General features: G+C 59.6%; 27 protein-coding genes. 16 read left to right on the top strand and 11 right to left on the bottom strand.

The window, feature by feature from the left end; genetic code table 11:
* Positions 1-460 precede the first annotated feature (460 nt).
* Entirely contained in the window at positions 461-1819 is a 1359-nt protein-coding gene (locus tag GNK13_RS01150; protein WP_164100594.1) for an anti-sigma factor family protein, read from the top strand.
* A gap of 269 nt (positions 1820-2088) precedes the next feature.
* Here the strand turns inward: GNK13_RS01150 and GNK13_RS01155 are convergent, their stop codons facing one another.
* The 3 genes from GNK13_RS01155 to GNK13_RS01165 all read right to left on the bottom strand — a co-directional run bounded on the left by GNK13_RS01155 (position 2089) and on the right by GNK13_RS01165 (position 4809).
* Positions 2089-2379, bottom strand: a complete 291-nt coding sequence (locus GNK13_RS01155) for a hypothetical protein (protein ID WP_164100595.1) — start codon at positions 2377-2379, stop codon at positions 2089-2091.
* A 105-nt stretch (positions 2380-2484) separates the two neighbouring features.
* Entirely contained in the window at positions 2485-4065 is a 1581-nt protein-coding gene (locus GNK13_RS01160) for a serine/threonine-protein kinase (protein WP_164100622.1), read from the bottom strand.
* 96 nt (positions 4066-4161) lie between these two features.
* Complete coding sequence (locus GNK13_RS01165) at positions 4162-4809, bottom strand: sigma-70 family RNA polymerase sigma factor (RefSeq protein ID WP_164100596.1); 648 nt, start codon at positions 4807-4809, stop codon at positions 4162-4164.
* A gap of 143 nt (positions 4810-4952) precedes the next feature.
* Here GNK13_RS01165 and GNK13_RS01170 point away from each other — a divergent pair, with 143 nt between their 5' ends.
* Positions 4953-5276, top strand: a complete 324-nt coding sequence (locus tag GNK13_RS01170) for a hypothetical protein (protein WP_164100597.1) — start codon at positions 4953-4955, stop codon at positions 5274-5276.
* 138 nt (positions 5277-5414) lie between these two features.
* The gene (locus GNK13_RS01175) at positions 5415-5681 is read left to right on the top strand and encodes a hypothetical protein (RefSeq protein WP_164100598.1); all 267 of its coding nucleotides are present in this window, start codon (positions 5415-5417) and stop codon (positions 5679-5681) included.
* A gap of 139 nt (positions 5682-5820) precedes the next feature.
* On the opposite strand, the gene dinB is transcribed toward GNK13_RS01175, so the two are convergent.
* Positions 5821-7167 (bottom strand): DNA polymerase IV, encoded by a 1347-nt coding sequence (gene dinB, locus GNK13_RS01180; RefSeq protein WP_164100623.1) that lies wholly within the window; start codon positions 7165-7167, stop codon positions 5821-5823.
* Positions 7168-7327: 160 nt separating this feature from the next.
* On the opposite strand from dinB, the gene GNK13_RS22025 reads away from it, so the two are divergent.
* Complete coding sequence (locus tag GNK13_RS22025) at positions 7328-7702, top strand: type II toxin-antitoxin system HigB family toxin (RefSeq protein ID WP_164100599.1); 375 nt, start codon at positions 7328-7330, stop codon at positions 7700-7702.
* A 3-nt stretch (positions 7703-7705) separates the two neighbouring features.
* Positions 7706-8137 carry a helix-turn-helix domain-containing protein gene (locus GNK13_RS01190; RefSeq protein WP_164100600.1) on the top strand — a complete coding sequence of 144 codons (432 nt, stop codon included), beginning with the start codon at positions 7706-7708 and terminating at the stop codon, positions 8135-8137.
* Positions 8138-8191: 54 nt separating this feature from the next.
* Here the strand turns inward: GNK13_RS01190 and GNK13_RS01195 are convergent, their stop codons facing one another.
* The 3 genes from GNK13_RS01195 to GNK13_RS01205 form a co-directional block, all read right to left on the bottom strand.
* Positions 8192-9130 (bottom strand): hydroxypyruvate isomerase family protein, encoded by a 939-nt coding sequence (locus tag GNK13_RS01195; protein WP_235934705.1) that lies wholly within the window; start codon positions 9128-9130, stop codon positions 8192-8194.
* A gap of 207 nt (positions 9131-9337) precedes the next feature.
* Complete coding sequence (locus GNK13_RS01200; protein ID WP_164100601.1) at positions 9338-9592, bottom strand: hypothetical protein; 255 nt, start codon at positions 9590-9592, stop codon at positions 9338-9340.
* A gap of 141 nt (positions 9593-9733) precedes the next feature.
* The gene (locus GNK13_RS01205) at positions 9734-10018 is read right to left on the bottom strand and encodes an ArsR/SmtB family transcription factor (protein WP_164100602.1); all 285 of its coding nucleotides are present in this window, start codon (positions 10016-10018) and stop codon (positions 9734-9736) included.
* 280 nt (positions 10019-10298) lie between these two features.
* Between GNK13_RS01205 and GNK13_RS01210 the strand changes: the two genes are divergently transcribed.
* The 11 genes from GNK13_RS01210 to GNK13_RS01260 all read left to right on the top strand — a co-directional run bounded on the left by GNK13_RS01210 (position 10299) and on the right by GNK13_RS01260 (position 16507).
* Positions 10299-11693 (top strand): MBL fold metallo-hydrolase, encoded by a 1395-nt coding sequence (locus GNK13_RS01210; RefSeq protein WP_203328870.1) that lies wholly within the window; start codon positions 10299-10301, stop codon positions 11691-11693.
* A 34-nt stretch (positions 11694-11727) separates the two neighbouring features.
* The gene (locus GNK13_RS01215; RefSeq protein WP_164100603.1) at positions 11728-12177 is read left to right on the top strand and encodes a YeeE/YedE thiosulfate transporter family protein; all 450 of its coding nucleotides are present in this window, start codon (positions 11728-11730) and stop codon (positions 12175-12177) included.
* Between the two features lie 47 nt (positions 12178-12224).
* Entirely contained in the window at positions 12225-12821 is a 597-nt protein-coding gene (locus GNK13_RS01220; RefSeq protein WP_164100604.1) for a YeeE/YedE thiosulfate transporter family protein, read from the top strand.
* Between the two features lie 20 nt (positions 12822-12841).
* A complete protein-coding gene (locus GNK13_RS01225) occupies positions 12842-13495 on the top strand; it encodes a YeeE/YedE thiosulfate transporter family protein (RefSeq protein ID WP_164100605.1) in 654 nt (217 codons plus the stop codon).
* Positions 13496-13509: 14 nt separating this feature from the next.
* Positions 13510-14022 (top strand): cysteine dioxygenase, encoded by a 513-nt coding sequence (locus GNK13_RS01230; protein ID WP_164100606.1) that lies wholly within the window; start codon positions 13510-13512, stop codon positions 14020-14022.
* 45 nt (positions 14023-14067) lie between these two features.
* Positions 14068-14649, top strand: a complete 582-nt coding sequence (locus tag GNK13_RS01235; protein WP_164100607.1) for a DsrE family protein — start codon at positions 14068-14070, stop codon at positions 14647-14649.
* Between the two features lie 23 nt (positions 14650-14672).
* On the top strand, positions 14673-14849 hold the full coding sequence (locus GNK13_RS21860; RefSeq protein ID WP_164100608.1) for a 5'-nucleotidase C-terminal domain-containing protein: 177 nt from the start codon (positions 14673-14675) through the stop codon (positions 14847-14849).
* 10 nt (positions 14850-14859) lie between these two features.
* Positions 14860-15174 (top strand): 5'-nucleotidase C-terminal domain-containing protein, encoded by a 315-nt coding sequence (locus GNK13_RS21865; RefSeq protein ID WP_164100609.1) that lies wholly within the window; start codon positions 14860-14862, stop codon positions 15172-15174.
* A 269-nt stretch (positions 15175-15443) separates the two neighbouring features.
* Positions 15444-15869 carry an alpha/beta fold hydrolase gene (locus GNK13_RS01250; RefSeq protein WP_203328869.1) on the top strand — a complete coding sequence of 142 codons (426 nt, stop codon included), beginning with the start codon at positions 15444-15446 and terminating at the stop codon, positions 15867-15869.
* Positions 15870-15908: 39 nt separating this feature from the next.
* A complete protein-coding gene (locus GNK13_RS01255) occupies positions 15909-16295 on the top strand; it encodes a hypothetical protein (RefSeq protein ID WP_164100610.1) in 387 nt (128 codons plus the stop codon).
* A complete protein-coding gene (locus GNK13_RS01260; RefSeq protein ID WP_164100611.1) occupies positions 16292-16507 on the top strand; it encodes a glycerophosphodiester phosphodiesterase family protein in 216 nt (71 codons plus the stop codon). The genes GNK13_RS01255 and GNK13_RS01260 overlap by 4 nt, the downstream gene beginning before the upstream one ends.
* 312 nt (positions 16508-16819) lie before the next feature.
* On the opposite strand, the gene GNK13_RS01265 is transcribed toward GNK13_RS01260, so the two are convergent.
* The 4 genes from GNK13_RS01265 to GNK13_RS21595 form a co-directional block, all read right to left on the bottom strand.
* A complete protein-coding gene (locus GNK13_RS01265; RefSeq protein ID WP_164100612.1) occupies positions 16820-17002 on the bottom strand; it encodes a hypothetical protein in 183 nt (60 codons plus the stop codon).
* A 218-nt stretch (positions 17003-17220) separates the two neighbouring features.
* A complete protein-coding gene (locus tag GNK13_RS01270; RefSeq protein WP_164100613.1) occupies positions 17221-18975 on the bottom strand; it encodes an ATP-binding protein in 1755 nt (584 codons plus the stop codon).
* The gene (locus GNK13_RS01275; RefSeq protein WP_164100614.1) at positions 18972-20027 is read right to left on the bottom strand and encodes an SIR2 family protein; all 1056 of its coding nucleotides are present in this window, start codon (positions 20025-20027) and stop codon (positions 18972-18974) included. The genes GNK13_RS01270 and GNK13_RS01275 overlap by 4 nt, the downstream gene beginning before the upstream one ends.
* Before the next feature lie 22 nt (positions 20028-20049).
* Positions 20050-20598, bottom strand: a complete 549-nt coding sequence (locus tag GNK13_RS21595) for a restriction endonuclease (RefSeq protein WP_164100615.1) — start codon at positions 20596-20598, stop codon at positions 20050-20052.
* Between the last annotated feature and the right edge of the window lie 1940 nt (positions 20599-22538).

Genomic DNA, 22538 nt, shown 5'->3' on the forward strand with positions numbered 1-22538 from the left:
TGGATCCAGCGAGCCCTCCCCGGGCCTGAGAGCCCGACCCTCCCGGCGGGAGGGTGATGGTGACGAATAATTTTTTGACAGAACCAGACGCCCCGCGGCTGACCAATCCGTGAGAAAACTTTGCAGCAGGGAGCGGACCTTCGATCTCCCTCCTCGCGACTTTCTGGCGGATAATCCGGCATAAGCGAATCGCCCCCGGTTCGTACTCAGGAAAATCGAGATTTTCGGGAGGAACTTTACCCCCTTGTACTGCATCGAATCCTCGCTTTCACCGATCGATCACGGTCCCGTCGCGATCCGGACCCGCATCGGGACGAGCGATTCAACAGCGACACCGAGTTGAAATCTTCCTGCACCGTTTGTTGACTTGCGGGATCCTCCTGAACGGGAATCGGGGGATGTAGAGACCCGCAGGTCGGAATCGCTGCTTTTCCACTACTTCGGCCAACCGAGCCCTGTCATGAGTCTCCCTCGGGAACTCCTCGATGAATTGCTCAGCGCATACATGGATGGTGAGCTGAGCGCCGACGAGCACGCCCGCGTCGAACAGATGCTGGCGGCCGATCCGGAGCTGCGCGAATCGCTGCGGCTGCTCGAGAAGCAAGCGGAGGCGATTCGCCACTCGCTCCAGTCGGCTCCCCGGCTCGGCTGCGACTTTTCCGAGCGAGTTCTGGCGGCCACGTTCGCCGAAGCCCAGCGGCAATCGCTCGATCCGGCCCACCCGGTCCGAAAAGCGGCCGCCCAGCCGGCGCCGCAGCAACCCGCACCCGGGCACTCCTTCCCGGTTCGCCGCCCCGATCGCTCCGGCGGACTCCGCGAGCCCTCGCATCGCCGCGTCGGGGGCAGTGCCTTCGGCCGTCGGCACTACATCGCTGGGTTGGCGATCGCTGCCAGCTTGGCCTTAGCCGCCGTCTTCTACCGGGGGCAAGACGGCGAGCGGCCGCTTGCCAAAGTTGACGTGCCGGGCCACGGCCCGCTCGAGGTCGAGCAGCTCCCTCAAGCTCCGCTGCTCGAAGCGGTGGACCAACTCGCCGAGGCCGAGGACCTGCTTCCCGAGGCTGGACCCGACTCCGCGGTCGCCGCCAGTCCTGTACCAGCCGCCGAGCAGCCTGCGGCGAGTGCCGCCGAGGCGCCGCGGATGGCAGCAAACGCTCCGGCGGCCACTTCTCCGGCTGCCACTTCTCCGGGGATCCGCACGGCGGAGGCCGAGGCGTCTCGGGCGGCGGCGATTGCGAGCGATCAAGTGGCGCTGCGGGCGGTGCTGGTGTACGAAGTGAACCTCACGCCGCTCGGTCGCCAGCAGAACGTCGTCAACCGCGCGTTTCGCGAAGCGCAGATCCGCACCGCCGATCAGCGGGAAATCGACGAGTCGCTCGTCAGCTACCTCCGTAGCGGAGGCGTGATCGGAGGAATCGAAGAGAGGCAGACGGCGAGCGACGGCAGCGAAGTCAGCGTGCTGTTTCTGGAGGGTTCCGGGAAGCGGCTCGAAAAATTGATGCTGACGCTGCTTGCGGCGACCGAGGAAGTCCACAGCGTCGGCTTTTCGCTGGCCATGGATCCGCCGGTGATGGCGGCGATCGATTCGCTCCGCGAGGTCGACCCGACCAAGATCCGAGGAGACGCGGCGAGCGTGCTTGCCCAACCGCTTGCACCGCAGGGGCTGGCCGATCGCGTCGGCGGGTTTACCGCCGGCAGCCGCAGCTTTACGCCACTCAACCGCGACGCGCTCCAGGCCATGGCCGGGTTGGGCGGGATGACCTCGGGCGAAGAGACCGACATCACCGCGATGACGTTCCTCATCATCCGTTCGCAGCCATAGCCGCCCCGCGCTAGCGTCCGATCATTCATCAGCCGCAACGCGCTAGCGTCCGGTTTCCCCGGCTTGAGCCGTAGGCGCTAGCCTCGGGCCCGCTGCGGTCCGCGCCGTGGAGAAACGTTGCTCGGCCGCGGCGTTTAACTCCGAGTTCGATCCGTTCAGCAGCGTGACCGAACCCGCGGCTAGCGCCGTCGGCTCAAAAGTAGATGGCATTCGGCTAGCACCCGGCGGCTGACGTGAAGGCCCAAGACCCGCCAGTTGCCAGTTGTGCTTCACCCCGAGCGGCGGCGTTCGAAGTACCGCCAGAACCCGAGCAGGGTCGAGAGCACTCCGGCCAAGAGCAGCGGTGCGGTGTAGGTGAACATCACGAAGATGACGTGCATCTTCCGGCTCCCCGAGCCGCTGCCGCCGCCGCTTCCGCCGAGCAGCACGCTCACCTCACTGGCCACCGCCGGCACCCGCGACGCCCAATAAACCGCTCCGGCGAGCACGCAGAAGATGACGTTCATCAGCAACATAAAGCTGAGGCTCATCTGCGGCGGTTTGCGGTGAGGTGGCGACACGTGGGGCGAACCTGGCGGTGGAACGATTGCTGCCGAAGGTGGAGGCGAACCGGCGCCGCATCGCTGCGGTAGCCCGGCTCGCCATTTTATACCGCGCCGCGGCGGCTACGAGGCATTGAGCGTCCGCTGGCGATGATACTTCAGCCCGGGAAGGAACAGGCAGGGAGCGATCACGAAGCCGAAGATGAGCAGGTCGAAGCGGGGGAACACGGCCATAGCGACCGCCGCTGCCAGCAGCGCCACGGCCTGGGCGTAGAAAGCGCCGCTGAAAATACCGGCCGAGATGATAAAGGCCGCCGATGCGGTGACAGCGATCAAGGGTGAAAGGGTGAGGACTCGGAGGCTCAACCACCACTCGAGCAGAAACAGAGTCCCAATGGCAATGAGAGCGGCCGCCCAGACATGAGCTGTCTGCCGCTCGACGAACGTCACTGGCCCCATCCGCCGTCGCTGTCGCCAAAAGACGACTCCCCAGGCTCCGGTGCCGATGGTCCAGAGGGCCGCGTAGACGGCGCGGTGGTTCACGTCAACGTACTCGAAAATCCAGGTCGCCATGCTGACGATCCACAGGACTAGGCTGTTCCACATCCAGAGCCGTCCCCAATTCTCCAACACGGCCGCGTGATGGGTTTCGCGAAACAGCCGGGCGAAAACTTGGCTGAAGCGACCCGAGCGAGCCGAGACCCGCTCGTCCTTGAGGAACGCTTCCAGATCGTCGGCCAGTTCATCGGCCGTCTCATATCGCAGGTCGACCGGCTTCTGCAGGCAGCGGACGACGATCATCTCCAGGTCGCGATCGAGCTGCGGCCGCAGCGCTCGCGGCGGCGGCGGGTCTTGCTCGAGGATCAACAGCATCATTTCGACCGGCGAGTCGGCCGCCAGCGGCGGTCGCCCGGTCAAGGCATGGTAGAGGACGCATCCGAGGGCATAGATATCACTGGCCGGTCCGACCGTGCCCCGCTTTCCCGCCGCCTGCTCGGGAGCCATGTACGCCGGCGTCCCCAGCACCATCCCGCTCCGCGTCAGCTGCGCGTCGTTGGCGCCCTGCTTGGCGAGTCCGAAATCGGTCAAGTGCGGAATGCCCTGCTCGTCGAGCAAAATATTCGAGGGCTTCACGTCCCGGTGCAGGACGCCTTGACGGTGGGCGTAGCCGATTGCCCGCGCCGCCTGAGCCACCAGCTGAGCTGCTTCCCGCTCCGGAAGCGGACCTTCGGCCAATCGCTCGGCCAGCGTTTGCCCGCGGATCATCTGCATGCTGAAGTACGGCCGGCCGTCCACGTCGCCGACGTCGTAGACCGGAACGATGTTCGGATGCTCGAGCCTCGCCGTGGCGGTCGCCTCGGCGAAAAAACGCTGCAGGTCGGCTTCGCTGGCCAGCCGCCCGCGGAGGATCATCTTCACCGCCACTTCGCGGTTCAAGCTGACCTGCCGCGCTCGAAAGACGACCCCCATGCCCCCCCGCCCGAGCTCTTCGAGCAGCTCGTAGTCGCCGATCAGAATCGGCAGCTCGAGCCCCCGCCACCGCTCGGTCCCCTCAGCCGCTGGCACTTCGTCCTGCGAGACCCCGACCGCGTCGGTCACCAGCACGGCGCCCCAAAGATTTCGCAGATCGTCCGCCAGATCCGGCTGAGCGCGGCAGACCCGTTCGAGGTCGACCGGCTGACCGCGGGCGACTTCATCGGCCATTTCCGAGAGCAGGATCGCCAGCCGCTGCTCCCGCTCGTCCGCCTCGTCCTGCTCTGGATCCCCGATCAATCTTCCAACCCTTGCTCCAGCCTCGTCTCAGTCCCCAATCCCCTCGTATTCTTCCTCGAGCAGCTGCCGCAAACGTCGCACGGCCCGCAGGTACCGCATGCTGGCCGCCGGAGGGTTGAGATCCAGGGCGGTGGCGATTTCCAGATTGGTCAGATGTTCGTAGTGCCGCATCATGATCACCTCGCGGTCCGGATCGTCGAGCCGCTCGATGGCCCCTTCGACGCGGCGGGCGATCTCCCGCTGCGCAGCCGCGGCGGCCGGAGTCATGCCGGGATCGCAAAGCTGCACGGCCAGCTCGACCGCCGAGCGATCCGGGCCCGCGTTGGCCGTCATCGATTGCTCGCGGTCGATGTTCCGCTTCGCGCTGACGCGGTGGCGGCGGTAGGTGTCGATGATGTGGTCCCAGGCGATCTGCCGCAGCCAGAGATGGAACGCCATCTCGGGATTCTCGAGATACTTTTGCAGCCGCTTGCTCGCCTCGGTCATCACCTCCTGGACGACATCGCTGACATCAACGCGGCGCTGCACTTTGCGATCGAGACGAACCTGGACCAGCCGCCGCACCGAATTGCGATGTTTCTCGAGCAACTCGTTGACCGCCGCATCGTCCCCCTTGCGCGCTGCCGAAAGTAGCTCTTCGGTCTGTTCTCCCTCGGGCCAAAGTTTCTTTGCCATGCTTCACTTTCCTGCCACCGTCGCGTGGATGCAACTACATGGGCCATCATACCGTTTTAAGGACCCACCCCGAGCCCCCGCCGCGATTAAACTGAGCGATCCTGCGTAGGCTCCGCTCGTTCCCTTCGGTCGCAAAGTTCCCGATGTCGCTTCCGCTCCTGCGTCGCTCTCCGCTGAATCGTCCCACGCGGCTTCCCTCGACGCGGCTCGCACCCGTCGCCGCGGCGTTGGTCGCCGGGCTGCTCTGCCTCGCCGCCCTGCCCCGTGCCACCGCTGCTTCCCCCCCAGCCCGCTTCCCCGCATCCCGCGTTCCCACAAGCAGCCAGCGAGCCGGACGCAGCCAGCGAGCCGGACGCAGCCGAGCAGCCCGCCGAAGGGGAGTGGATCGACCTGCTCGCCGGCAACGAGCTCGCCGAGCACTGGACGACCACCGGCAACTGGAGCATCGACGAGTCCGCGACAGCTGAGCCTGAGCGACCTGTTCGCGATCGTCACCTTGGCGGCACTCCTGTTCGCCATGGCTGCCCCATTTCTGCGCGTGATCGGTCCTGAAAACATCCCACGGCTGCTGGCTATGGCGGGGATTCTCCACGAGGGGCGGCGGCGTGAAGCTGTATGACTACTGCAAACTCTTGGTCCTCGGGACCATCTGCATCGGTTTCCTGCTCTACGCTGCGTTCCACCTGTGGAAGATGGCAGGGCTCGCTCCGGCGCTCTGGTTCGCGTCACTCGCTCTGCCAATGGCGGTGATGGTGGTGCTCCTCCCGTGGGCGATCCGCGTGGAACAACGTCAAATTCGGAGACGGAGAGAAGAAGCAGGCGAGCCCTCGCAGGATTCGGAAGCCGACCAGTGGTGGCGGCTGGGAGGATGAGCGTGCGAGTCACGGCAGAGACCATGTATTAGCCTCGCCAACAATAATTACCAGATCCATGGCACCGACGAGCGACGACTCCGTGTTTTGCAATTTGGTGTTGGCCGGTCGATCGAGCAAGCGACCGTGCGGGAATTTCTCATCGATCACTCACTGCAGCACCATGATCTCGAGGCAATCCATCCGGGCGGTCCACCGGCGGTACGGCGTGCGGCCGCCGGAGGCGAATCGTCCCGCTCCCACGGCTCAGCCCCGCCGCTCCGAACTTTTCTCGGACCGCATCGGTCACCCGGTCGAGTTGCCGCTGTTTGGCGTGGCATTCGTCAGCCTCACTCTCAAACAGAGTCTGCTGGACCAGCCGGTTGCCACGGAACCCGCTCACGCCGACCCCCAGTAGCCGCACCCCGAGGTGACTCGCCCGCAATGCGTCCGCGAGCAACTCTCTCGCGGCCTGGCAAATGTCGTAAGTTGCGTCGGTGGATCGTGACAGGGTCCGCGACCGAGTAATCGTACGGAAATCGGCAAAGCGAACTTTAATGTGCACGGCCCGGCCTTGCTGTTGCTGCCGTCGAAGCCGGCGGCCGACCTGCTCGCTTAATTCGAGCAGCCATGCCCGCAGCGCCTCGACGTCGGAAATGTCGGCGGCGAATGTCGTCTCGTGCGAAAGGGACTTCGCCTCCCGGTCCGGTACCACCGCGCGGTTGTCGATGCCGTGAGCCAGCCGCCAGAAATGCTCGCCCTGTTTTCCGAACTGCTGTTGGAGAGTCTCGAGTGACAGGCGGCGAAGCTGTTCGATCGTGTGGACTCCCAGCCGGTTGAGGACCCCGTGCGTGGCTTTCCCCACGCCCCAGATCCGTCCCACCGACAGCGGATCAAGAAACTCCTGAACGCGTTCGGGTGACACGACGACCAGGCCGTCGGGTTTCTCCAGGTCGCTGGCAATTTTGGCGAGGAACTTGTTAGGAGCCACGCCGACCGAAGCGACCAATCCTGTGTCTGCCTTGATCTCGCATTTAAGCTGCTGGGCGATCCGCTCGGCCTTTCCGAAAAGTCTTTCAGTGCCGGTGACGTCCAGAAACGCTTCATCCAGCGAGAGCGGCTCGACCAACGGCGTGTACCGGAAAAAGATCTTGCGGATCTGCCGGGAAATGGCCGCGTAATGGCTCATCCGGACCGGCAGCACGGTCGCTTGAGGGCACAGCCGGAGGGCCGTGGCCGTCGGCATCGCGCTATGCACGCCGAACTTGCGGGCCGCGTAATTCGCCGCAGCCACAACCCCCCGCCCCTCGGACGTGCCGCCGACAATCAGTGGTCGACCAGCCAATTCGGGACGGTCCCGTTCTTCGACCGAAGCATAGAAGGCATCCATGTCGGCGTGGACGATCATAGTGGGGGCTCGTGGGTGGCGGGTGGCCCGGAGTGAGCGAAGCTGGGTGAGTCGGCGGCGCTGGGCCTGAACCCGCCCGCGGTCTAAATCTGAAGGAATTTTGAGATGAAGGCAACATCCGCATAGCCCAAGCCGCCTGCGACCAACACCGGCCTAACGTGGGCACAGGGCAAGGTTGTTCGGATTTCGCGAACTTAGCGTTGTCTGTTCGCATTTCGCGAACTAGAATGGGAGGGATTGCCGATAGGGGGAGTGGCGGATGCGGGTTATTTCGAAATCACGCCTGCGGGAGTTCTGGGAGAGGACCGAGCGCGGCGACGCTGAAGGGCCGCTCAGGGCGTGGCATACGCGTGTCAGCAGCCGGACGGTCGTGTGGCATTCGTGGGGAGATGTCAAATCAGAGATCGGCTCGGCGAGCCTTGTGGGAAGGTGCGTTGTCTTCAACGTCGGAGGCAACAAATATCGGCTCGTGACTCGCATCCTCGACGCGAGCCAGAAGGTTCTCATCCTCAAGGTGATGACTCACGGCGAATACGACGACGACAGATGGAAGATTGAGTGTGGCTGCTTCGAGCCGTCTTCTCAGTCGAAGCCAACAAAGAGGATGGGAAGTCAAAAACGCAAAGGACGGTGAGCGATGGCGACCAGAACTGAATTCGGCTTAAAGAAGAAGGACCGAGATTCCTATCTCGAACTGGTGATCAGATTCCCGCTGACCTCGATCAAGTCAGAGGAGCATCTGGCGGAGGCGCAGGCAGTAATCGATAGGTTGCTGACCGAAGGGCAATTTGATCATGGCAAGGAGGTGTACCTTGACGCTTTGAGCGATCTTGTTGGGACTTACGAGGACGCTTACCACGCCATCGAACCCGCCTCGGATGCCGACATGCTGCGGCACCTGCTTGAAGCAAAAGGCGTGACCCAGGCTCAGCTCAGCAAGGAGACAGGACTGGCGAAGTCGTCACTCTCGGAAGTCCTGTCGGGGAAGAAAAAATTCAGCCGTCAGATGATTCGCATCCTCGCCGATTACTTTCATGTCGACAAAAGCGTTTTGGCGGCAAATCTCTAACTCGTCCGCGTCACTGATGACTCAAACCGGTCGCGAGCGTCTGCGAGAGATAGCTTAAACATCGCACACGCTTGCGGCGTGTCGGAGCGCGAGTTGGTGGTCCTTCCAAGTCGGAATGAACTCGTGCGTCACGTAACCGTCGTAGCCGGTCGCGAGAATCTCCTGCATGATCGCCCGATAATTGATCTCCTGGGTGCCGTCGATCTCTCCTCGGCCGGGATTGCCCGCGGTGTGGTAGTGGGCGATCACATCTTGATACTGGCGGATGCGACGGATGATGTCGCCGTTCATGATCGAGACGTGATAGATGTCGAACAATAGCTTCATGTTCGGTGAATCGACTCGCCGAATCAGCTCCACACAAAAATCGACGTCGTCTCCAAAGTACCCCGGATGCCCCTTCATCGAATGGCTGTCGTCGCGGGAGTTCAGGTGTTCGAGGACCAGATTGACCCCTCGAGCTTCCGCTAGCGGCATCACCGCCTTCCAGCAATCGACGCAACCGGCGGCAGCTTCGTCGTCATCCATGCCGTCGTAACGCATCCCGGTGAAGGTGATAACGTTGCGGGTGCCCAGTCCGGCAGCCAGTTCCACCGCGCGGCTCAGTTGATCAATTACAAACTGGCGGTGCCTCGGATCGCACGGCCCTTTGGAGAACCCGTGGCCGCCGCTGACCAGCGAAATCTCGAGCCCCAGATCGCGGACCTGCGGGTAAAAACTTTCCGCGATCCCTTCGATCGCGACCAGGCCAATCTCGCGGCCCAATCGTGCCAAGTCGAGCATCTCCATCCGGTCCTGGTAGGTCCAACCCATGATCGATTGGCGAATGCGTCCCTTGCTGATTTGAAAGTTGGGGTCCACTTGCGGCTCGCCTTCTGCCGCGACCGCCGGCATGGCGAGAGCGGCCGGCATGGCGAGAGCAGCCGGAGCGGCCACCGCCGCCAAGAAATTGCGGCGTGAGAGCGAAGGCGAGGCAGTTGGGCGGCCATTCATCGATTTCTCCCCGGTTTGTTGGAGCCGCCCGATCATCCGGTTGGTATAGGAGGTGGGGGGCTCACATGCTGTCGACCGCCCCAATTCTAACGCGTGATGACGGGGCTTCCCAATCCACTGTTTATCCTTCCAGATACCGACGACGCAGCAGACTTTCAACTTATCGCCCTCAAGCTCGCAGATTCCGGGAGCATCGCCTCCCGTCTCTTACGACTCATCCGAACGGTGGTCCCAGACCTTCGGTGTCACTGTAGGGTCGAGGTCAAAGGTTTCGGCCCACAGTTCCTGATTCTCGGCATTGAGTGCAGCATACGTACGGTCCTTGCGGAAGACCAATCGTTTGGCATCTTTCGTGCTACCCGGCGGCTGGATATCAACGATCTCCCAGGTTCCGGCGAAGGCTTTCAGCGACTGCTCGATGGCCCTTGATTCCGCGTCCTTTAATTTGGGCGTGTCCCCCATCCCGTCGACAAGCCGGGCCAGTAGCGTCGGCTGCCGGTTGGCGTCGAATCGTTCGAACAGCGGAGGCTTCCTCGGGAGATTTCGACGCTTTGGTCCACATTCGTCCGGCGACCATCAGCATCAGAGCGGCAATCCGGCAGTTTACTTTGAGCCATAACGCCCTTCGATGCAGCGAACGATATCTTTCAGGTGCGGTTCGGCAACGGAGTAATAGATCTTGCGTCCGTCCCGGCGGCTAGTTAGCAGACCTACCCGCTGCATCAACCGCAAATGCTCAGAGGCCATGTGTGGCTGGATTCCACAAGCCTCAGCCAGTTCAGCGACCATGTAGTCGCCTTCGAGGAGCAGTTGAATCATTCGCAACCGGTACGGGTGGGCCACCGTCCTGAGGCACTCGGCAGCCTCCTCCAGTACCTCGATTGGCATCAGTTCCAATGGTCTACGTCGGGTCACCTGCAAACTCCATTGTCTGCTACCTGCTTATAGAGAAGACGTCGCCGGTGGAAAGGCAGCGCACTCAGGTGGCAGTGCAGATCATATGCCGGTCACATGCCGGGCGAAAGGTGAATGGCATGCTGGCACGCCAAGCGTCGACAGGTCGGGAGGGTACGATTCTTGCAGTCACTGCATGCTGAATCGGGCCGCGGGGGTGAGCGGCTCGCGCCGCCAACGGTATCGCGATCGATTTAGGAGGTCTCCGATGACAATGGTCTTTGAAAGCGTCCAGACTGCGGGTATTGCTCAGCTATCGTACTTGATCGGAGATGACGGCAGCCAGACAGCCGCCGTGGTTGATCCGCGACCAGAAGTCGAGATCTACATCGAGTTGAGCCGCAAGCACGGCGTCACGATTACCCACATTTTTGAAACGCATATCCACGCCGACTTCATGAGCGGCGCTCGGGAGCTCGAGCAGCGTGTCGGGTCGGCCAAGATCTACGCCAGCGGCGAGGGAAATGCGAGTTATGACTTTCCGGTTCAGAAGATTCGCGGGGGGGATCGCTTCGAGTTTGGCTCGGTTGTCCTCACCGCACGCCACACGCCCGGTCATACACCGGAACATATGTCCTACGAACTCGCGGAGAAGGACCGCGTCAAAGATCCATGGGGCGTCCTGACCGGAGACTCGTTGTTTGTTAGTTCGGCCGGTCGGCCAGATCTGCTCGGCGAGGAAGAGACCGAAGAGCTCACGGAGCAGTTGTTCCACACGCTTCGCGACTATTACCTAAAGCTCGACGACGGCGTCATCGTGTATCCCTGCCACGGTGCGGGCTCGGCCTGCGGAGCAGACATTGGCGAGCGACCGATGAGCACGATCGGTTACGAGCGGCGGACAAACGATTTCCTGCAGCACGCTGACTTTGAGGCATTCAAGTCCTTTGTCAAAGAAGGCGCTCCGCCGGTACCGCAGCATTACCCGATCCTCAAAAAGATTAACGCCAAAGGACCAGAGGTGATTGGGACTGCCCCGGCGATTCCAGGCTTGCCTCCGGAAGAGTTTCAGAAGGCAGTCAAACAAGGCAACTCGCAACTCGTCGACACCCGGCAAATGCTGGCCTTTGGCGGAGGCCACATTTCTGGTGCGATCAATATCGGGGACCGGCCGGAACTTTCGGTCTGGGCGGGCGACATGCTCTCCTACGAAAAGCCGATTTTGCTCGTCGTGGAAGATGAGACGCAGCTTGACTGGATTGGATGGCACTTCGCCTACGTGGGGTTGACGAACTTTACTGGTTATCTAGCTGGCGGCATGAAGGCCTGGGACAACAAAGGCCTACCTCTCGCGACATTGCCGCAGGTTTCGGTCCAGCAGCTCGCTGAAGAGAAAGACAAATTTCAGATACTCGATGTGCGCTCGCCAAGCGAGTTTGAGAACGGCCGAATCGGCGGGGCGAAGCACAAGTTCGTATCTGAGATGCGGGACGGCGTTGATGGTGACTTCGGCCTTGATCCCAACAAGCCAGTAGCCGTGTATTGTGGCAGTGGCTATCGGGCTAGCATCGCCGCGAGCCTGATGAAGCGAGATGGTTTCAAGGAGGTCTTCAACGTGCCCGGCAGCATGCAAGCGTGGAAGAACGCTGGCCTGAGTGTGGAGAAGTGACGCAACTGAACGCCTGGGTGGTGGGAGACGTTTGATGAGCAATCTCTTTGCGAAGAAGTCATGGTCGCCCTACCTAGTGGGGGTGGGGATCGGCATGCTGAGCTGGTTCGCCTTCTGGAGCGCCGACCATCCGCTGGGAATCACCACGCTGTTCGAGCATACCGCCGCTCTGGTGCTCGAGGCGACGGTTCCCCGGCTGGCGGAGTCCAACAGTTACTATCTGGAAAATTCGCCGAAGATCGGCTGGGAATGGATGCTAGTCGTCGGCGTGTTTCTGGGCAGCGTCATCAGTTCGTTCGCATCTGGAGATCGAGAGCCAATCGTTGTGCCGCCGCTATGGAAGAGCCGGTTCGGCTCGAGCGCTGCACTGCGGCTGACGGTTGCATTGCTGGCAGTCGGAGCATTGGGGTTGTCTGCTCGCCGTTCCGGTGGCGGAACACCGCGTCTGCACGAAGAAGCACGCCAGCGGCACAGCGCCGTTTAAAGAATGGAAAAGCTATGCGAGGGCCGTATGGCAAAGGAATACCGTCTATGAAACTTCAAGCATGCCTCCTGACAATGGTCCTGCTCTGGCCGGCAACTGCCGCACAAGGAGCGACCGATTTACCAACTCCTTACCCTTATCCAGAACCCGCTTGGTCGCCTTACCTAGTCGGCCTCTTAATTGGCATTTTGGTCCTTTCGACTTTGGCGTTAGCGGGCAAGAAGATCGGGGCCTCCAGCGCCTATTCCGACGCTGCGGGAATGATAGGCAGGCTCATGGCACCCAACCACATCGCTACTCTTCCGTACTATCAGGAAAGCAAACCGATGATCGGCTGGACGCTGACCATCGTCTTAGGCGTCATTATGGGTTCTTTTCTCGCAGCATGGACCGGCGGTGAGCTAACTGGGACATATTTGCAGGACATGTGGATCGCCCGCTTTGGTGCCGACAGCGGCTTGCTGCGGACCTCTGTCGCACTGCTGGGCGGAGCGCTGATGGCGTACGGAGCGCGGATGGCCGGTGGCTGCACGAGTGGGCATGGGATCAGCGGCACCCTACAACTCGCCGTCAGCTCCTGGATCGCCGTGATCTGCTTTTTCATCGGCGGCATCGCTACTGCCATGTTGATGTACCGCATGTGAACCGCCTGAAGGAGAACAGAATGGATCCCGCATCCGATTCCCATTCGGTCCCATCCGAGAACTTCAGCGAAGAGCGGCCTGGGCAAACTCGCGACGCTGATTCAGAGCCGTCAGATCCGCAAAAGTGGGACTGGCTGGAAGCGTCTCCCGGCAAGCTAGCCGCCGGCTTGTTCTTCGGTTTGGTGTTCGGCTTTTTGCTGCAGAAAGGGGGCGTGGCAAAGTTCGACATCCTCATCGGCGTGTTGCTGCTGGAAAACTTTATCGTCGTGAAGGTGATGCTGACCGCGATCATCGTAGGGATGATTGGCAGCTATTTCTTACGGCGGATGGGCGTGGTTGAACTTCAAATTAACGAGACGAAGTACGGCGCCAATGTCATAGGCGGGCTGCTCTTCGGGATTGGCTTTGGCCTGCTGGCGTATTGTCCTGGAACGAATGCTGCCGCCGTCGGGCAAGGCAACCTCGATGCATTAGTAGGCGTCGTCGGACTGCTCCTCGGATCTTACCTCTACGCCCTCAGTTCGAAGTTTAGCAGCGGAACCGCCAGCCGCTGGGGTAAGCGAGGGAAGCTCACGCTTCCAGAGATCGTCGGTATTTCCCAAGGCCGGTTCGTTGCGATCGCTGCGCCGGTTCTAGCCGCCGTACTCCTGCTGCTAGAAGCGATTGGTTTCTGAAAAGGCACATCGGCATGGCAACCGCACACCGATCCACCATCGAGATGATTGACGCCCTGCGCACTGTTCTGGCGAAGGTGGAGCGGCCACTGACAACGCAGGAACTGCTGGAACTCGCTTCTCGGCTGAACATTCCTGCCAGCCAGTGGCGAGAGCATCTCACTTTCGATCCGCATCAATTCTCGCATCGAACGATCTACGAATCGCCCTACTTTGAGATCAACGTCATCGGCTGGCGCAGCGGGCAGTTCAGCTCCGTACACGACCATCGGGGAACGGCTTGTTGCGTTTTAGTATTAGATGGCGTGCTCACAAACATTGATTATCAACGTGATGCGGCCAATGAGTTGAGGGAGACGTCGCGGTTCGATCTTCGTCCTGGAGAGATGCTTTCTCGCAACGACTGGGAAATTCATCGCTGCGGAAATGAGCAACCTTGCGGAGTCGATCTAGCGACGCTTCATCTGTACTCGCCGCCGCTGCGACCGCTTGAGGAGAGGCAGCATCATGGGTACCTGATTGCCTGACCGTCCTGGTTCGTTAATTGATGATTTTACCAAAGAGAATTAGAAATGACACGCGTCATCGGAATTGTATTTGTTCTGCTCGCCGCCACAGCAACCGCACACGCTCAAAATGCTGACCCCACCGGTAGTCCCAGTTTTCAGTATCCGCTGATTAAGGGGCACGGAGGGATCGTCGTCGTCCCAGACGCGAGCCAGCAGCCAAAGAAGAACTCCAAGGTGTTACTCGACATCGTTTCCGATGAAAAGGCCGGAGGCGTCATCAAAGGTTTTGACCGAGCAGCCTTGATCCTCAACCAGTATACCCAGGCAGGCGCCGGGACAGATAACGGCTTTAAGATGACGCTAATTCTACACGGCCCGGCGACCAAATCGGCCCTGAGTCACGAGGCCTATGCAAAGCACTCCAAACCTTATGCGCAGTCGCTAGGAATTGACAAGAATCCAAACCTGGAACTGCTCCAGGAGCTCAAGAAGCACGGCGTCGAAATCTTCGTCTGTGCCCAAGCCTTGGCACACCACGGCTACGCCATGGACGAAGTAGCACAGCCGGTGACCACCGCGGTCTCCGCCGCCACAGTGAACATCAACAAACAGATGGAGGGATATGCTTACATCCCTTTCCATTAGGCCGCGCAGCAGGGCGGCCGAAGATGATCGCCATTCCGCCAGGACCAATCACCGCGGCTCAACTTCGGCAGCTCATTCCGCACGACGGGAAAGTAGTCACCATGCGTCTGTCAGGAGCCCAAGTGCGAGAGGTGCTCGAACAGGCGGTAGAGAACGTCTTCACTGATAATGTGGACAAAAAGGTGGGCGGAATGATCTAAAACTTCCGGATTGAGATACGACTATGACCCCAAGCTCCCACTCGGGAACCGTGTCGTTGACATCCGCGTGGAAGGCGACGCGTGGGCGGCCGAGAAAGAGTATCTCATTGCGACCAATGCGATGCTTGCAGTCGGTGGGCACCATCAGAAAACATTCACCCGAGGAGCATCCCGATCCGAGCACGAGTCGCAATCTGAAGTCGTGAAAAAAGCCTTCAAGCGACGCATCAGCGTATCTCCGCCCGAAGAGATCCGGATCCAGAAGGTCAGCGCGCACCAGGAACAGACGCTATCGAAACCACGTGAGTCGCAGCGTCGTCCTTAGGAGTTAGACGCCGGCGAGAGCGCCGCCGCGATTTCATCGCTCTTCAAACGCTGGTCGGATGTCGGCTGATGGTCCCCGAGCAACTCGTAAAAGCTGGACTTTAGGTAGGCTGCTGCGGACACGGGATCGATAGTTTTCCGGCTCGGTACACTAGGGCAGGACGGTCCCGAACTCGACCGCCGGTCGAGCTTGCGTGGAATGCTTCAGGATACGCAGCGTCGGACAACTTTGGCGATGGTGGAAACCGGAATGTTGAGTGAGGAGCAAAGGTGAGAATTCTCTTCCTTCACGGCTGGCAGAGCGTTGTTGGTGGCGTCAAGCCAACGTTCCTCACGCAGGCCGGCCACGAAGTTCTGAATCCCGCTCTCAGCGATGAAGACTGGGACGCCGCGATTCGCACCGCTCAATCCGCCTACGACCGGCACCAGCCTGACGTGATCGTCGGCTCTTCCCGCGGCGGTGCCGTTGCCATGAACATCCATTCGGAAACTTCCCCGCTGGTCCTGCTCTGCCCGGCTTGGAAGCGGTGGGGCACCGCCACGACCATCAAACCCCAGTCGACGATCCTCCACTCACGCCAAGACGACGTGATCCCTTTCACCGACTCCGAGGAGCTTGTCTCCACCAGCGGCCTGCCCTCGAGACGCTCGTCGAAGTCGGCAACGATCACCGCCTCGCCGACCCCGAGCCACTGACGGCGATGCTTGGGGCGTGTGAGCGATTAGGACGCAGTCATGTCTGAGCCGAAGCGACGAAAATTGTGGATGCCGGCGATTGTTTTTGCTCTGGTTGCCGGATGGGTCGGCTTGGCTGCTTTCCAATTCCGATCAGGAGTGCGAATCATAGTGGAGAACGCTGGAACGAGTCCCCTCAAGTCGGTCGTGTTGCACGTCACCGGCGCATCCTACGCACTTGGTGATATCGCTGTCGGCAAATCTGCCACCATGCGTGTGAGGCCAACGGGCGAGAGCCACCTGGAGATCGAGTTCACACGCAGTGACGGCGAGACGCGGCGGTTGGATGCCGGTGGCTACTTCGAGCCGGGATATCTAGGCGCAATGCGAGTGGAAATTAAGGACGGCCAGATCTTTAGGGTCGAGGAAGACATCAGGCTCCGATGACGGTGGACCGAACCACAGGCGGTAAGGGCAAGGTCGCTGACTTGACACTGGCCGAGACACGCCAACTCGACGCCGGCAGCTGGTTTGATCCCCCATTCGCCGGTGAGAAAGTGCCAACCTTCGAGGAAGTCTTGCAGCTGGTGGCCGTGCGTCGACGCTCGGGCCGGTGCGGTCGGCGGGGAAGCCGCGGGCGGGGAGGTGCCCGACTGTGAAGTAGGCTTTTGTCAGCGGGGGCTAGGACTGGCTGGCCGGCGGCTTCCCGGGCTGGGGATACCTTTAAAGATACCCACGGGATGCAAGTCGGGAGCATTCACCGCCCCTGACAGTCGCTTCAGCGGCCTTTCCGGAGGGCCGGCTCCCTTGGCAGCGGCAGGAGTGCTGTGGCCTGTTGCCTTGCCGCAGGAGACCTGCCGGTCTAAACTGTCGTTGACAGGCTGGCAGGACGAAATTCGGCTCCAAGCCGTCTGAGTTCCTTCGGGGGCTCCTATATCCGCCGGCCTTGTTTCGTTGCTCCTCCCGGCCATTCACTCTGGCTGCCGGAATCCTTGGTGAATCTGCCGTTTCCTCGAGTAGTACTCACCGGCGCCGCTCTTCCGTGTGTCGTCCCGGTCGACGATCAGGCCGATTTTAGGCCACAGCAAATCCAGGTAGCGGTGCTCGCTCCGCTCAAGGCAGCGCTGGACAGACCAGAGGAAGTAATCGGCCATTCGGGCTTCGTGTGGGTTTGCTAGAATTCTCCGCCAAAGAGAATCGAATCAAAACGGGCCTGGCTGTATCCTTCCTGGACTCCTTCAGAGAAGGAGTCGCGAGTCATTCCTAACTGCCAATCACTTGGGTGTAGAGATCGAAGAGTCGACATAGATTTGAGGCCGCTCTTTGACTCAATATTCCCGTCGGATTGAAGCTGCGCAATTCCTGGTGACAGTTAAGTACTTTGCTTTCTCCAGGCTTGCACGGCGGAAGCAATCGTTTCCTTCGCGTCTTCAGCGGACCATTCATCCCAGAAATCCACTGTTCCACTATCTGGTTTCGATTTGGGCTCTGCGATCCGAATTCTGGCTGGCAGCAAACAGGCGTCTCCAACAATAAGGGCTTCACCAGTGTCGAGAATCGGTAGCAAACCGGCAAGTCCACCGAGGTTATCAGGAAGCATTCGCTGGACAACACCTTGGTCTTCGGCGTTGGTAAGGCGAAGAGCGACAAAGTTATTGCACTGACTTAATACCGTGCGACTTACTTCCGATGGTCTTTGGCTGATCACAACAATGCCGACACCGTACTTCCGTCCCTCTTTTGCAATCCGATGGAATGTACCCAATGCAGACGCAAGGATTCCGGTGCTTGTGCCTCTCTCTGGGATGTAGAGATGGGCCTCGTCGCAAAGTAGTGCAATTGGGTGCCTCTCGCCGCTTCGGGTCCATTGCGAAACAGAAAACATGACGCTTGCTATCCGGCTCACGATCAGAGGTAGGACGTCGGAGGGTACCTCTGAAAAATCGATAATCTTTACGCCGCCTTTCGAGTCTTCCTGATCCCGAGTACCTGCCATTAATTGCTTCGCGAGTCTTTCAAGCCATCCGAACTCACCCGTCTCTTCCGGTGCCTGAAACATGAAACCCAGCTTACGGTCGGAAATCCGGTTTTCCATCCTAGCGACTAGACGGCTTAGCTTACCGAAGAAGTCGCCCTGTTTCTCTGAGCCGGTTCTAGCTCCCGGAACCATCTCAACGTTCTTCGCATCAATTTCATCGTGCACAGCCACTAGGTCATAGGGAACCGGGCTATCGATCGTGAAATTCGCCAATATGTCTTTATGTCCACCTTCCTCGAGATACTTCCGTTTTGCTGCAACTACCGCTCGCGACATCAGCATTGCCTGATTCGGCGCGTTATTGTCATCTCGATCGACTAACATGGCGACCATGTCGTCATATGCAAGCAACCAGTACGGAAGGTAGAGAACTCCGTCACTCAAACCTTTGCCAGACTCTAAGTCGCTTGTCCCAGCGACTCTGAAGTGCCGAATTCCGTCTCCTTTGAGCGTTCCATATTCGCCGTGAATGTCAAACAGTATCGCGTTACCATTCGGTAGCTCAGCTATCTGTTCCACCAACCGCGCTGTCGTCCATGACTTTCCAGACCCTGTACTTCCCACGATAGCCGCATGGCGTTGGAAAAAGCGATTCGCATTGAGATACGCCTCCGCATGATGATCGAGGGCATACGTGCCAAGCGAAAGTCTTGGAGCCGCAGAGTCAGCTTGATGAGACACGACTCTCATGAAGCGAGTCAAAACGTCTCCTTCAAGCGGAAAGCAGTTTGCATCGATTTCCGGAACGGATTCCAAGGTGCGTCGAAACAGATTCTCTTTCGTGCCGTCACGCTCGATGAAGGTTCCAATAAGAGTTACTTTAACGGTGTTTCGCTCTGCGATTTGGGCTTCACCCGTTTCCTCCTCCTGCTCAACTTCCTTCGCAGTCGGTGCATCTCGCACAATCCGTTGGACAATGCCAATAAGATGTTGCCCGGCTTTAGAGCTCTGGAGAACAACTAGTCGATTTACCTGCATCTTCCGGAGCAGTTCCAGATTGTCGACGCCAACCACAACGCTGGCGGTATCGACTGCTCGGACCACCCCAAGGGCGTCGCTGTCGCCAAAAGAAAATATCGCATTCGTCATTGTTGTATCCTCAGTTTGTTTAACAGCCCTTCCAGGCTCCAGAGGTTCTCATTCGGAAAGAATACCCCATTGGGATGCTGCGATGTGTAGGCTTTCGTGCCAGTGTCTTCTTTCTCGAAAGCAACGACGCTTGAGTGCAGGTGCTTGGAAAGGAAATCTTTAGCGCCAGGCCGAAGCGTCCTTGCTATTATGGCAATCGGTGGCTGCAAGTCGGCGGAACGCTGAATTAGCTTTGGCTCAATATGATCGTCGCTGAATCCGTAGCCAATGCATAAGAAGCCTCGTGCGCCGGACAGCGCGCTATCGGCAAACGAAATAACCGACCTGAAAGGTTCTTGGTGGGTGCGTGAGTACTTCGCTACACCGGGCGTAACAAGCAAAGGCTCAAAGGTTTCAGGCACCACTGCATGGTCGAAAATGCCTATTGGAGATGCAGATCCGTCTTGAAACCAGTCAATAGAGCCATGTACTTTCCAAACGTCCACGCAGCGAAAGTTTGCGTGGCGTGTATAGTGACTTGTATCTGACTTTTGGCAGTGGAAGTGCCGCAACGCACCTTCACTGAACCCAGTGTTGCAGCGGAATTTTGACTGGCATGCCGCATACTCAACCAGGCGATCATAATTGGTGGTCACAACTTCGACTACTTTGTGAGTAGTGCGAAAAAGGTGGCGAAACAGATGAGACAATCCCAGCGCGGTCTCGCCACTGAGAAGCTTGTCGTAGAACAGCCTTTCGTCGTCGAGAATCATTTCTCGTGTCCGATCAACTATTTGCCGATGCAGATCGTTGGATACAGTGACTTTTTGGAGAGCCTCTTCTAGGTCGCTGTGTTGATTGAGTTCGGATTTAAATGCCTCCCAGGTATCGCCGTCGTCTTTTGCCGGAGCGACAGTCTCGATCAAATGCTGTGCGAGGCCATTCATGCCGCGAATACCGTAAGCACACGAAGCTCCGCTCCCGAGCACCATGACCGGCACCTCGGATATGCAGTCGCTAGCAATCTTGATCGCCAGTTCCCTTCCGTCGTCTTCGCTGATTGTTTCCGTCATTCCACGCTACCCCGCACACCCGTCATTTGACCGGCTCCATCAGCTTCCCGTAGCTTTTCACCACGTCGTACTTCACTTGGTCTGAGGTGATCTTCGAGAGGAACTTGCGGGCGCATGGGATCTTGCTGTCTTCGATGAGGCGTAGTTTCATGGACGACATGAAACCCTTGGTTTCAGTGATAAAGAAGGCGTGCTTGACCGCGCCGTCTTTGAAGGCGATGGCCAAGTCCGGGTTGTGGTTGCCTACCGGCGTCGGGATGTGGAACGATTTTGGCAGCTTGGCGTAGACGACGACTTCAACGCTGGTGGCTAGCTCGGGTACGAACCTGCGTTCGGTCTCAGAATCGGGGAAGACGTACTCGTAGATTTGCCTGTCGACCGCCATTGCTTTGCTGAAGTTCACTTTGGGCTTCGCGCGGGTGAAGATGTCTTTCTCGTCGATCATGGCGTAGGTCAGGTGCTCGACGATAACCGTTGCCTTCTGCTCGTTGATGAGCCGACCGGCCTGGGCGAGGAAGTCTTCCGGGTTCCGCTTGTACGGCTTGAACGTGGGATCGCTGGTACCTTGCAAGATCGAGGCGATGGTTCGACGAGTGAGGGTCGCTGATTCCGCAAGCTTTCCGATGAGGTCGTCCTCGGCAGCAGAGTGAACCGAGGCCGTCGCAGTGACGGTGCTTGGGTGCTGGTGCTCGGGCGCCTGCGTTTTCAGTCGCGTCGCCGCCTAGCAATTCCATACATTAGCAATCCCGGTGACGACTGCCAGCCCGGGGGGGTGGGTGTAGGCCCCCTGTGGGTGCCGATGATGCGGCAGCCTCGTCTTATCCTCCTTTCGAGCGCGTCGCAGCTCTGTGGTACCGAGATGGGCGGGCTCGGCAGATTCTCGAAATTCGTTGAGCGAATGGGCATCGGGCGGATGGCCATCGAGCTTCCTCGTCGAGTCTCCAGCCACGGGGCGATGCTTTATCGCAAGCCGCTGCAAAGGCTTTTGGTTCATTGGCCTTTCGAAGGCAAGGCCAGCGATCGATGCAGATGCTCGCGAACCGCGACTTGATGGTCGCTAGGGTGCCAAGGGTCGCCGAGAACGGCTGTGGCCTGCACATTCATGCGCCACGTGCGTCGACGCTCGGCTGCTCGACATGGCCGACACGGTCGGCGGAGAAGCCGGGGGCGGGAGAGGGTTGCTGCCCGGTGGTGACGCAGGCTTTTGTCAGCGGGGGCTTGGGCTGGCTGGCCGGCAGCTTGCAGGGCTGGAGAGTGGGCTCGCTGCGCCTGCAAAAGAGAGTCGAGCAGTCGAAAGTAGACCGAGTCGAAGAAGAGAAGTCGTCCGGGCCGCGAACGGTGGCCGCTTCGGTGATCCGTCCAGCAGTTCCGGCTCGACTGCTCTGCTTTCTCTTCTCGGCTCTCTACTTTGGCTTGGCTTCTCGGGCGGAAACTCGAGAAACCAAACCAAAGTCGGGGCGACTGGATTTGAACCAGCGACCTCTGCGTCCCGAACGTATTAGATCCGAATCTGATAACACGTCTTTTGCCAGCTCATATGATGACGCAGTCCAAGCGATGCACCACTGGATGCACCAGATCCTGAATCCCAATAGAACCCATGCATTGGACGAGCTGGCTGATATGCTATACGGCTCCCTTGCACCCAGCGAGTGTTACCAGCTGATGGCTGCTATTCATGAGCGAATCGATGCAGGACGGCGCAGTCAGAGGGAGACATAGCTAGTCATCCTCGGTGTAGTAGATTCACTATCTAGTGGTCGCCCTTGCCAGATTCACTCTTGCCCCTATCTGTGCGCAACAAATGAACCGACGAGAATTGGGGATCACCCCTTCCAATATCCAGTCAATCTTTCGAATGTGCGGTGGCCGGGCTGCCTACAATCAGCGCCGCGCCGTGCAGAGCGAACATCGCCGGATGCAGCTCGCTCGTTTACTTCCTCAGGTCGATTTTCCCAACCGGGGTTGGCAAGCTGAAGCGGCTCGCCGGCTGAATGTGCACCGAGGCACGATCAACCGAGACTTCCGAATCCTTCGCACTGCATGGCAAAGAAGTATCCCGCAGTGGAGGCAGGAGGACGCCGAATAGCTCTGAGCAGACATCGCCCACCGCCGCGATAAACTGCTCGTAGCAGCGCCGTGCCGCGAACCCTCGCCGCCCGAACTCCCTCTGTCACTGCATGGCTCGCATCAACACGCTTTTCGTTTGCTCACGGAATCGATGGCGTAGCCCAACCGCCGAGCGGGTGTTCCGTGACGATCCTCGGCTCTCCGTTCGCTCTCGTGGCCTCAGCCCAAGCTCGCCGCGACGGCTATCGGCGGCCGATCTAGCCTGGGCGGACGTCGTCTTCGTCATGGAGTCCAGCCATCGAGCACGCATCACCAGTGCCATGCGGGAAGCAATTGGGGACACCCCGGTGTAGTGCGTCAGCGGAAATGGGACTTTCGGTAAGTTACGATTGACGGGCTCGGTTTCCCTAGGAGAGCTCGCATGAGTCAGTCGAAGAAGCG

The sequence above is a fragment of the Candidatus Laterigemmans baculatus genome (assembly GCF_010367455.1).
GTDB lineage: Bacteria > Planctomycetota > Planctomycetia > Pirellulales > Pirellulaceae > Laterigemmans > Laterigemmans baculatus.

Bases quoted from the DNA above. Each gene is read 5' to 3' on its own strand.
- GNK13_RS01150 (WP_164100594.1), top strand. From the start codon at position 461: ATGAGTCTCCCTCGGGAACTCCTCGATGAATTGCTCAGCGCATACATG.
- GNK13_RS01160 (WP_164100622.1), bottom strand. From the start codon at position 4,065: ATGGCCGATGAAGTCGCCCGCGGTCAGCCGGTCGACCTCGAACGGGTC.
- GNK13_RS01165 (WP_164100596.1), bottom strand. From the start codon at position 4,809: ATGGCAAAGAAACTTTGGCCCGAGGGAGAACAGACCGAAGAGCTACTT.
- GNK13_RS01170 (WP_164100597.1), top strand. From the start codon at position 4,953: ATGTCGCTTCCGCTCCTGCGTCGCTCTCCGCTGAATCGTCCCACGCGG.
- GNK13_RS22025 (WP_164100599.1), top strand. From the start codon at position 7,328: ATGCGGGTTATTTCGAAATCACGCCTGCGGGAGTTCTGGGAGAGGACC.
- GNK13_RS01190 (WP_164100600.1), top strand. From the start codon at position 7,706: ATGGCGACCAGAACTGAATTCGGCTTAAAGAAGAAGGACCGAGATTCC.
- GNK13_RS01195 (WP_235934705.1), bottom strand. From the start codon at position 9,130: ATGAATGGCCGCCCAACTGCCTCGCCTTCGCTCTCACGCCGCAATTTC.
- GNK13_RS01200 (WP_164100601.1), bottom strand. From the start codon at position 9,592: ATGGGGGACACGCCCAAATTAAAGGACGCGGAATCAAGGGCCATCGAG.
- GNK13_RS01205 (WP_164100602.1), bottom strand. From the start codon at position 10,018: ATGCCAATCGAGGTACTGGAGGAGGCTGCCGAGTGCCTCAGGACGGTG.
- GNK13_RS01210 (WP_203328870.1), top strand. From the start codon at position 10,299: ATGGTCTTTGAAAGCGTCCAGACTGCGGGTATTGCTCAGCTATCGTAC.
- GNK13_RS01215 (WP_164100603.1), top strand. From the start codon at position 11,728: ATGAGCAATCTCTTTGCGAAGAAGTCATGGTCGCCCTACCTAGTGGGG.
- GNK13_RS01220 (WP_164100604.1), top strand. From the start codon at position 12,225: ATGAAACTTCAAGCATGCCTCCTGACAATGGTCCTGCTCTGGCCGGCA.
- GNK13_RS01225 (WP_164100605.1), top strand. From the start codon at position 12,842: ATGGATCCCGCATCCGATTCCCATTCGGTCCCATCCGAGAACTTCAGC.
- GNK13_RS01230 (WP_164100606.1), top strand. From the start codon at position 13,510: ATGGCAACCGCACACCGATCCACCATCGAGATGATTGACGCCCTGCGC.
- GNK13_RS01235 (WP_164100607.1), top strand. From the start codon at position 14,068: ATGACACGCGTCATCGGAATTGTATTTGTTCTGCTCGCCGCCACAGCA.
- GNK13_RS21860 (WP_164100608.1), top strand. From the start codon at position 14,673: ATGATCGCCATTCCGCCAGGACCAATCACCGCGGCTCAACTTCGGCAG.
- GNK13_RS01255 (WP_164100610.1), top strand. From the start codon at position 15,909: ATGTCTGAGCCGAAGCGACGAAAATTGTGGATGCCGGCGATTGTTTTT.
- GNK13_RS01260 (WP_164100611.1), top strand. From the start codon at position 16,292: ATGACGGTGGACCGAACCACAGGCGGTAAGGGCAAGGTCGCTGACTTG.
- GNK13_RS01265 (WP_164100612.1), bottom strand. From the start codon at position 17,002: ATGGCCGATTACTTCCTCTGGTCTGTCCAGCGCTGCCTTGAGCGGAGC.
- GNK13_RS01270 (WP_164100613.1), bottom strand. From the start codon at position 18,975: ATGACGAATGCGATATTTTCTTTTGGCGACAGCGACGCCCTTGGGGTG.
- GNK13_RS01275 (WP_164100614.1), bottom strand. From the start codon at position 20,027: ATGACGGAAACAATCAGCGAAGACGACGGAAGGGAACTGGCGATCAAG.